Genomic DNA, 10,043 nt, shown 5'->3' on the forward strand with positions numbered 1-10,043 from the left:
ACGAGACGCCACCCGAGCCCGACCGTCACGGCTTCCCGGACGGTGCCGGATCCGTTGCCCCCACTCCGAACACCCGCCCCAGCGCGATCACCGTCTCGTCGAGATGCCCGAGACTGGTGAGCACCGAACGCGCGCGCGGATCGTCGATCCGGTCCGCGACCGGCGTGCCGTCGTCCCGGACCAGCGTCCCGTGCCCCGAACCGCCGGGATCACCGATCGCCTTCCTCAGCACGGCGATGTTCGCCCGGATCCGCCTGGTGTACAGCAGGAGCCGGTCCGCCTCGGTGAGCAGCAGCCCGGCCTGCGACCGCGCCGCGACGTGCCGGGCGCGGAAGGCGATCGTCTCCACGGTCGTGAGCACATGCCAGCCGTAGTCACGACGGCTGCTGAGGTTCACCGGATGGGTCAGCGGCTCGATCGTCGTGCGGACCTTGTCCACCGCTCGGTCCAGATCACGCGACTTCTCGATGACATTCACGTTCTCCGCGCCGGACAACAGACCCGCGGCCTTCTCGACGAACTCGTCCAGTTCCTCCAGCAACGCCGAGACGTCGTCCAGCATCACCGCCCGCGTGCGCACCGGCACGATCACCACCGCCGCCAGCACCCCGGCGGCCGCGCCCACGGCGGTCTCCGCGACCCGGATCCACAGCACCTCGATGCTGAACGTCCCCAACAGGCTGTACAGCAGCCCGAGCATGCTGGTGATGAAGAACGCCATGATCACCTGCGACACCCGTGCCATATAGACCATGCCGAACACGCACACCAGGATCAGCGCCAGCGTCGCCGGCACACTGCCCGACACGAGCAGGGTCAGCCCCAGTCCGCCCACGATGCCGATCAGTGTGCCGCCGAGTCTCCGGGCGCCCTTGACGAACGTCGCCCCCGCGGTCGAGGAGCCGATGAACACCACGAACACGGTCAGCACCGCCCAGTACCACCGCTGGCTCGACACCAGTTCCCCGCCGAGCACGGCGAGCCCGCCGCCGACCACGGCCTGGATGGCACTGCGGGTCTGGTTGTCGTAGGCGAACGCCGACGACTTCTCTTCGTCGGGGTCTTCGGGATCGTCGGCGGCGTCGGAGACGTCGTGCTCGGCGACCCGCTGCGCGCGCACGTCGGCCAGCGCCAGTTCGGCGAGCGCCCGGCGGACGCCGTCACCGGGCGCGGCGTGCTCGTCGATCCGGCTGCCTTCCACCAGCATCCTGCTGAACTCTTCGGTCTCGCTGATCAGCGGCAGTTCCCGCGGGTCGCGCTCGATCAGCGACCGGAAGCGGCGCATCCGCGCGATCAGGTCGTCCCGGACGTCGTCGTCGAGGTCTTCGGCGCAGGTGCGCTGCACCGTGATCGTCAGCCACTGCACCGCCAGTTCGACCTCGATCGCCCGGCGGCGGAGCCGGTTCACCGAGTCCGCGCCGGTCACCTCCGGCGCGGTGTCCTCGATGAGCAGCACGGACTCGTGCATCCGGGCGTTCGTCGTACGGAGCCGCTTGCGGGTGCGCTCGCTGCCGCCCACCGCGAGGTGATCCTCGGCCGCCCGCACCACCGCGGCGAGCCGTGCCCGGAACGCCCGCCGGATCCGGAGGAACTCCGCGTCGGTGTGCCTGCGCACCAGGATGAACCGGACCACCGCGTTGGCCGCGATCCCGATGGTCAGCGCCAGCAGCAGCGCCGGGACCTGCTTCAGATGTGTCTGCAGGAACATCGCGAAGAAGAACAGGAAGAACGACAGCGAGCCCAGCGCGATCCCGCGGGAGCCGAAGCGCTGGGCGTAGACCGCGACGAAGATCAGCGACACGAACACGACGCTGTCCAGTGGCGGCACCGCCGAACCCACACTCGCCGCGGTGAGCGACGCCGCACCGAGCACCAGCCCCAGTACCAGCGTCACCGCCTGCTGCCCGGGGGTCTCGTCGTTGACGGTGAAGGCGGACGTCATCGCGGCGATCGCGGCGACGAGGGTGACCGTGAGCGGCTGGTGGAACGGCAGGATGGCCAGCACCGCGACGACGATGCTGAGCACGGCCGAGAAACCGAGCCGGAGCCGGACCAGGCCGGGATCGGAGGCGACCAGACGGTCGGTCGTGGCCTGGGTGATGCGGGAGATCATCGGGCGAGCAGCTCTCCTTGGGCGAGGGTGACCCGCCGTGCGGTGGACGAGGTGACGCGAAGACGGTATCGGGCGTACCGCGCCGGCTCGGCGAGGGCGAACGGCCGCGTCTGACGGCGCCAACGGAACGTCTCGCCCTCACGCTGGTCCAGCAGCGTCCAGCGCTCACCGTCGTCGGACCCTTCCAGCACCCACGAACGCGGATCACCCCGGCGGCTTCCCGAGGTCAGCGTGTACATCACGACATCGCGTGACGCGTCTCCGACAGGGAACTCGATGACGGGGTCGCGCTCGGAGAAGGTGACCTCCGTCTTGGTGGTGTCGTCGAACAGGGGACCATCGCCCACCGTGATGTCCGTCAGCGGGTGCGGCGCGGCGGGCTCGGCGGGGGAACGGCCCCAGTCCGACGGCTGCTCGCCCATCGTGAACTCCAGCAAGGCGCCCTCGGTCAGCACGGAATGCGCGAGCGTGCTGCTCTCGTGCGGACGCCCGTCGATCGTCAGCCCGTGGACGTACACGGTGTCGTCGGTGTTGCCGGGCGCCTCGATGACCAGGTCCTTACCGTTCTCCAGGTGGACGGTCGCTTTCGTGAACAGCGGCGAGCCGATCGCGTACTCGGGGCTGCCCATCGCCAGCGGGTAGAACCCGAGCGCGGCGAAGACGTACCAAGCGGACATCTCGCCGTTGTCCTCGTCGCCCGGGTAACCCTGGCCGAGGTCGCTGCCGACGTAGAGTCGCCGCAGGACCTCCCGCACGATCCGTTGCGTCTTCGAGGGCGCGCCCGCGTGGTGGTAAATCCACGGGATGTGGTGGGACGGCTGGTTGGAATGCCCGTACTGTCCCATCCGGACGTCGCGGGCCTCGGTCATCTCGTGGATCAGACCACCGTAGGAACCCGGTTTGCGGCCGGTCTCCGGGGTCGCGAAGAAAGTGTCCAGTTTGGACTCCAGCGCCTCGGTGCCGCCGTGTAGCGCGGCGAGCCCGGCGCCGTCGTGCGGAACGGAGAACGCGGTGTTCCAGGAGTTCGTCTCGGTGAAGTCGCCGCCCCACGCTTCGGGGTCGTAACCCGCGGCACCGAAATGACGGCTCCCGTCGCGGTCGCGGCCCTGGAAGAACCCGATCAAGTGGTCGAAGTGGTTCGCGTACTGCTGCGAGCGCTGCCGGAGATACGCGGCGTCGTCATGGTGTCCGAGCGCCTCGGCGAAATTGGCCAGGCCGAAGTCGTTGACGCAGCCTTCCAGCGCCCACGACAGGCCCTCATGGACAGATGTGGGCGTGAACCCGAGGAAGATCGACTCGTGCAGGCCCTTCCGGCCGACGCTCTGCCCGCGCGGCGTCACCGTCGCGTTCTTCAGCGCCGCTTCGTAGGCGGCCTCGACGTCGAATCCGCGCACACCCTTGAGGTACGCGTCGGCGAACGCCACGTCGGAGCTGGTGCCCGTCATGAGGTTGGCGTAGCCGGGGGAGGACCAGCGGGAGATCCAGCCGCCTTCGCGGTACTGCTGGACGAACCCGTCGATCATCCGCCCGCACCGGCCAGGAATGAGCAGGGCGTACGCGGGCCACGTGGTGCGATAGGTGTCCCAGAAGCCGTTGTTGACGTACATCTCGCCGTCCACGACCTTCGCGCCGGTCGTGGTTCGCGTGCTGGGCCGGAGACGGCGGACGACCGGGCTCGCGTGGCGGACGCCCTTCGGCGTGTCCTCGTGCGCGGAGTTCGGATACAGGAACAGCCGGTAGAGGTTGGAGTAGAACGTGTTGCGCTGGTCCTCGGTCGCTCCCTCGATCTCGACCCGGTCCAGCACCTCGGCCCACTGCGCGCGGGCCTGGTCACGGACCTGCTCGAAGCTCGTGCCGGCGGGGATCTCCTGGTCGAGGTTCCGCTTCGCCTGCGCGAGGCTGATCAGCGACGTCGCGATCCGCATCGTCACCTCGCTCGCCGCGAACTCCAGGAACCCGGTCACCGTGCGCCACGCCGGGCGCCGGATCTTCCCGCCGCGTTCGGCCGGGACGTCGAACTCGGCGTGGACGAACATCCGCCGCGCCCCGGCCGACAACCTGCTGCGGACCCAGGTGTGGCCGGTGACCACGGCCTTCGCGGCGTCGAGCCCATGCTTCTCGATGCGCAGACCGCCCCGGTTGCGGGCGTTGTCGAACAGCAGCCAGCCACGGTCACCCGGGAAGGTGAACCGGAACAGCGCCGCGTGATCCGCCGGTGCGATGTCGGTGGTGATGCCGTTGGCGAACCGGACGCCGTAGTGATGCGGCCGGTCGACCTCGTCGTCATGGGAGAACGCGAGCGCGCGGCGGGACCGGTCCGCCTCGACCGGGCCGATTCCCGGCATCACCTGAAAGGTGTGCCGGTCGCCCATCCACGGACTCGGCTGATGCGACAGCGCGAACGCCTGCAGCGCCGGGCGGTTCGTGTCGTCGTTGTGCCGGTGGTAGCTGTAGATCCAGTTGGTGACGCTCGCGTCGGTGACCGGGGTCCAGAAGTTGAAGCCGTGCGGGACGGCCGTCGCGGGGAAGTTGTTGCCCCGCGAGAACTTGTCGCTGGAATGCGTGCCGCGGGTGGTGCGGACGTGGTCGACAGGTTCGCGGATCTCGATCGCGCGCTCGGTGATCCGGACGTCGTCCACCCAGCCCGCGCTCTCGCCGTCCGGCGGTTCGCTGACCAGGACGATCCGGGCGATCCGCCGTCCGGTGAACTCGCCCAGCCTGCGGCGCACGAGATTCCACTGGTCCACGTACAGCGTCTTGTCCAAGCCCTGCTTCGTGGCGCTGAACCCGGCGGACGTCCCGTCGGTGAACTCGACGTCCAGCGCCACGAAGGTGCTGCGATAGCTGGGCACGGCGTCGGTCTCGGCTTCGGGGAAGACCACATAGGACAGTTCTGTGTGGCCGGTGACCTCGATGTCCACTTCGAACACCGTCGCGCGCAGCGTGTTCTCGTAGCGGAGGGCGTGTGCGCCGGTGAAGCCGACGTCGGTCTTGGCGGTCGGCGACGAGCGCGGTCCGGTGCCGACGCGCAAGGCCGGGTCCACCGGCTGCGGATCACCCGTTTCGAAGGAGGAGAAGAACCCGGTGATCGTCACCAGGCCACCGTAACCCGCACACGTGGGCCCGGCTCGGTGTGGCTCTCGCAAGCAGGTGACTAATCGCGGGACGCGAGGAACTCCTCGAAGGTGCCCACCCCGGTCGCGTTCTCCGGTGTCAGGTTGCCGCCGGCGCGGAACGCCCGGGCCGCCTTGCCCGGTAGCCACAGCGACACGATCGGCTTCCGGCGCCCCATCGACCGCTGGTACGCCTCCGCCAGGTCACGCGCGGTCCGCACCTCGGGGCCGCCCATGTCCGGCACTCGCCCCGACGGCTCACCGGACGCCAGCGCGACGAGCCGGTCCGCGACGTCGCCGGTGCTGACCGGCTGGAACCGGAAACCCGACGGCATGACCGTCACCGGCAGCCGCCGCTGCGCCGCCGACGCCCGCGCGACGAGCTCGTGGAACTGCGTCGCGCGCAGCACCGTCCACGGCAGACCGGACTCCTCGATCACCTTCTCCGAGGCCAGCTTCTCGTTGTAGTAGAAGAACCGGATCACGTCGATGCCGACGATCGAGATGTACACCAGATGCGGACGGCCCGCCCGCCGCGCCGCCTCGACCAGATTCCGCGTCACCTGCTCGTCCCCGCGCCCCAGGGTCGAGGCGCAATGGATGATCGCCGAGACACCGTCGACCGCCTCGGCGACGCCGTCACCGGTCCGCAGATCACACCGTGCCCACTCGTGCGGCTCATCCGCGGGACGCGGCCGCCGGCTCATGATCCGGACCGGCCGTTCGGCGGCCGTCAGCCGCCGCACCACCGCACGGCCGAGGTCGCCGGTACCGCCGGTCACCAGAATCGGGTTCGCCACCTTGATCCTCCGTTCACGAGAGCTTCCACCCTCAAGAACCGGCGGGCCATCCGGAACGTGACAGCTGCCCCGAGAGGAACGTGAGCTTGTCCGGATTCGCGACCGCGCGGAGCCCGCGGATCCGCCCGTCCACGACCTCGAACCCGAGGATGCCGAACAGGACGTCACCGGCCGTCGCGACCACCGCCGGACCGCCGTTGACCTCGAGGATCTCGATCGACACGTGCCCGGCGCCGTCGAACATCCCGGCGTACAGGCGCGCGACCTTGGCCGCGCCGTGCACCGGACGCCGGGCCGCGGTGACCTTGCCGCCGCCGTCCGACCACGCCGTGACGTCGGCGGTCAGCAGATTCTCCAGAGCGGGCAGATCGCCGTCCCGCGCCGCCGACAGGAAGCTTTCGACGAGTTTCCCGAGATGCCGCGGGTCTGAAATCCGTCGCTCGTCCGTGCGGTCCAGGGCCCGTCGCGCGCGGCTGTGCAACTGGCGCGAATTGACCTCGGAGACGTCGAGGATCGCGGCGATCTCTCGATGGCTGTAGGCGAAGGCCTCCTTCAATACGAACACCGCCCGCTCGACCGGGCTGAGCTGCTCCAGCAACACCAGCATCGCCAGCGACACCGAATCCCGCTGCTCCGCCGTCTCCAGCGGACCGAGCACGTCATCCGAGGTCAGGACCGGTTCGGGCAGCCATGGCCCGACGTACCGCTCTCGCTGTGCCCTGGCCGAGGTCAGCCGGTTCAGACAGAGATTGGTGACCACTTTCGCCAGCCATGCCCGAGGCGACGCGATCGACCCGCGCTCGGCGCTCGCCCACTTCGGGTAGGCGTCTTGGACGGCGTCTTCCGCCTCCGCCGCCGAACCGAGCAGGCGGTACGCGAGCCCGAACATGGCGGGCCGGAGCCGCTCGAACTCCGCGACGCCGTCCATCAAGTCTCCCACCGGAAATCGCCGGTGTTCAGGTCACTCCCGACCCGATCCCCATCGGACACGATCTTCCCCTACGAATCCCACCGAATCCTTTGTGGACACCACGACGCCGGGGTAACCGCTCACCGGGATGGGCGTACCTGATCGGCGCTGACGTCCGCTGTGACTGTATCGGTACGAATGGAACGTCTGCGTCACCACCGAGAGAGGGGTCTGGAGTGACGTCACGTTCGTCGCGTTCGCGTGCCTCGCTGTGCGCCGCGACCGCCATCACAGTGTTAGCGCTGGTCACAGCGCCCCAAGCCGGTGCGGCACCGGCGCCGGGCGCCGTGCACACCACACCGGACAGATCCGGAAAGGACGTCGATGTCCGCGACACGGCGAGAACCAGCCCGCGCGTTCTCGCCGCGCGGGATCGGCTCGCGGCGTCGCGGGCGAACTCCGTCGCGAAGGCGCGGGCGGAACTGGGCAACCAGGCCCTGCTCGACTTCGACGAGCTGACCGGCACGCCCCGCGTCCTGGCCCGCACCGACGGTTTCCTCACCGGACCGAGCGGCGGGTCGCCCCGCGACATCGTGCTGAACTACCTGCGGGAGAAGGAAGGCCTCGTCGGCCTCAGCGCCGGTGACACCGCGAAACTGAACCTGCGCAGGGACTACGTCGACGTCGAAGGCACGCACCATCTGTCCTTCACCCAGTCCGTCGGCGGGGTGCCGGTCTTCGGCAACGGGTTGAAGGCGCACGTCACCAAGGACGGCAGGCTGATCCAGCTGGACGGCTCTCCGGTGCGTGACCTTCCCTCGTCGCTCGGCGCGGCCACGCTGGCCGCACCCGGCCCGGACTCCCAGCAGGTCGCGTTCCTGACCGGCGACGGGATCCGCCCCGCCTGGTACACCCTCGCCAAACCCGCCGTGGACAAGATGTTCCAGGAGGTGACCGACGCCGGCACCGGCAAGCTGCTCTACCGCAAGAACCTGATGAACCACGCCAACGACGCCGACGGCGCCAAGGGCCTCGCCTGGGAGGCGCAGCCCGGCCCGCAGAAGCAGGTCAACCTGACTCAGAAGGGCTGGCTGTCCGCCGACGCCAAGACACTGGACGGCAACGTCGCGCACGTCGCCGCCGACGTCAACGGCGACCAGAAATTCCAGCCGCACGAAGAGATCGGGCCGAACACCGACGGCACCTTCCGGTACAAGTTCACCGACTTCAACGCCGCCGTCGGTCCGCCGTGCTCGACGGCGCGGCCGTGCTCCTGGGACCCGAAGACACCAGGATCGTGGGCGAAGAACAGGGAACAGAACGCCGTGCAGGCACTGGCCTACGTCGGGAGTTTCCACGACCACCTCGCGTCCTTCCCGATCGGCTTCACCCGCGAGGCGGGCAACTTCGAGAAGGTCGACGGCGACGCCGTCCAGGTCCACACCCTGCTCGGTGCTCAGGAACCGGGCTACTACGACAACGCGTTCATGGGCACCCCACCGGACGGCCTGCCGCCGACGATGGGGATGTTCCTGTTCCACGACCCCAGGGACCCGAGCGACCCGTTCCTCGCGGCGAACTCCGCCGACGACGCCACGATCATCCACCACGAGTACACCCACGGTCTGTCCAACCGGCTCGTCGTCGACGCGTAGGGAAACTCCACCCTGAACTCCCTGCAGTCCGGCGCCATGGGCGAGGCCTGGAGCGACTGGTACGCCTTCGACTACCTCGTCGGGCGCAACGCGATCAAGGACACCAAGGCTCCCGGTGAACTCCTCGGCGGCGACTACGTCAGCGACGGCAAACCCCTCGCCCGCACCCAGCCGCTGGACTGCCCGGTCGGCGCCGGTGCGCCGCGGTGCCCCGGCACGCCTGGGGCCGGCCCCGGTGGCTACACCTACGGCGATCTCGGCCGGATCATCGGCTTCCCGGAGGTGCACGCCGATGGTGAGATCTGGGCGAGCACGCTGTGGGACGTCCGCTCGGCGCTCGGTGTGCAGCTGACGCGAGCGCTGGTCACGCGCGCGATGGAGCTTTCGCCAGCGTCGCCGTCCTTCCTGGACATGCGGAACGCGATCCTGCAGGCCGACACGGTGATCAACGGCGGCCGCGCGCACGCCGAACTGTGGAAGGCCTTCGCCGCCCGTGGCATGGGCTACTTCGCCGCGTCGATCACCGGCGCCGACACCGGACCGGCCGAGGACTTCTCCACCCCGCCGCCCGCGGGCACCCCGACCGGGACAGTGACCGGCAAGGTCACCGACCGCGAAGGCGGGGCCCCGATCGCGGGTGTCGCCGTCCGGTTCAGCGGGCACGACTCCGGTTTCGCCGGGTCGCTGTCCGCGGTCACCGACGCGGCCGGCGTCTACACCATTCCCGGGGTGCTCCCGGGTACCTATCCGAAGGTCTATGCCTCCGGCGGCGGCGCGGACAGCGAGACACGCGCGGTCTCGGTGCGGTCGGGGACCAGCAAGGTCGACTGGGCGCTGCGGTTCAACTGGGCCTCCAGCGACGCGGGTGCCGGTGTCACCGCGTTCAACGGCGAGGACTTCACCCCGTACGGCTGCGGTCCCGGCGATCTCGTGACCTCGTCGGTGCTCGGCGGTGGCGGCTGGTCGACCGACAAGGTCGTCCGCCCCGACGGCACGGTCGAGACGCGGTTCGTCACGATCAAGCTCGGCAAACCCGTCAACGTGAGCGCCATCGAGATCGACCCGTCCAACGTCTGCGGCGACGACCCGCCCGCCGCGGCCAAGGACGTCACCGTCGAAACCTCGGTGGACGGCACGACCTGGGTGAAGGCGGGCACCGGCGACTTCAAACCCGCCGACCTGAACAAGCTCACCGCGCTCCCGCTCGCGCCGGGCAGCGCCGCGGGTGTGAAGTTCGTGCGGCTGACCGTCTCGTCCAACCAGCTGTCGTTCTATCCGGACAAGACGTGCTCGCCGCAGCCGTCGACGGCCGGATGTCTCTACCTGGACGTGCAGAAGCTGGCGGTGCGGGGCGCTCCCGCCTGATCCGCTGACCTGATGTCCGTGAAGACATCCCTGGGTTTTGTTTGTCAAGCGGCGGCGTGGTTTTGTCTGGTTTGTTCGGTGTTGTGG

At 69.4% G+C, this 10,043-nt stretch carries 4 protein-coding genes and 1 pseudogene; 1 reads left to right on the forward strand and 4 read right to left on the reverse strand.

Features of this window, described 5'->3' with window-relative positions; translation table 11 throughout:
* Positions 1 to 25 precede the first annotated feature (25 nt).
* The 4 genes from H074_RS08485 to H074_RS08500 are packed head-to-tail and all read right to left on the reverse strand — an operon-like array spanning position 26 to position 6,954.
* A complete protein-coding gene (locus H074_RS08485) occupies positions 26 to 2,113 on the reverse strand; it encodes an FUSC family protein (RefSeq protein WP_007029618.1) in 2,088 nt (695 codons plus the stop codon).
* Entirely contained in the window at positions 2,110 to 5,208 is a 3,099-nt protein-coding gene (locus tag H074_RS08490; protein WP_007029619.1) for a GH92 family glycosyl hydrolase, read from the reverse strand. Before H074_RS08490 ends, H074_RS08485 begins: the two co-directional genes overlap by 4 nt.
* 59 nt (positions 5,209 to 5,267) lie before the next feature.
* Complete coding sequence (locus H074_RS08495) at positions 5,268 to 6,026, reverse strand: SDR family oxidoreductase (RefSeq protein WP_007029620.1); 759 nt, start codon at positions 6,024 to 6,026, stop codon at positions 5,268 to 5,270.
* A 31-nt stretch (positions 6,027 to 6,057) separates the two neighbouring features.
* A complete protein-coding gene (locus tag H074_RS08500) occupies positions 6,058 to 6,954 on the reverse strand; it encodes an RNA polymerase sigma-70 factor (protein ID WP_007029621.1) in 897 nt (298 codons plus the stop codon).
* 575 nt (positions 6,955 to 7,529) lie between these two features.
* Between H074_RS08500 and H074_RS42240 the strand changes: the two are divergent.
* Positions 7,530 to 9,956, forward strand: a pseudogene (locus tag H074_RS42240) (M36 family metallopeptidase).
* The last annotated feature ends 87 nt before the right edge of the window (positions 9,957 to 10,043 follow it).

Source organism: Amycolatopsis decaplanina DSM 44594 (assembly GCF_000342005.1).
Lineage (GTDB): Bacteria > Actinomycetota > Actinomycetes > Mycobacteriales > Pseudonocardiaceae > Amycolatopsis > Amycolatopsis decaplanina.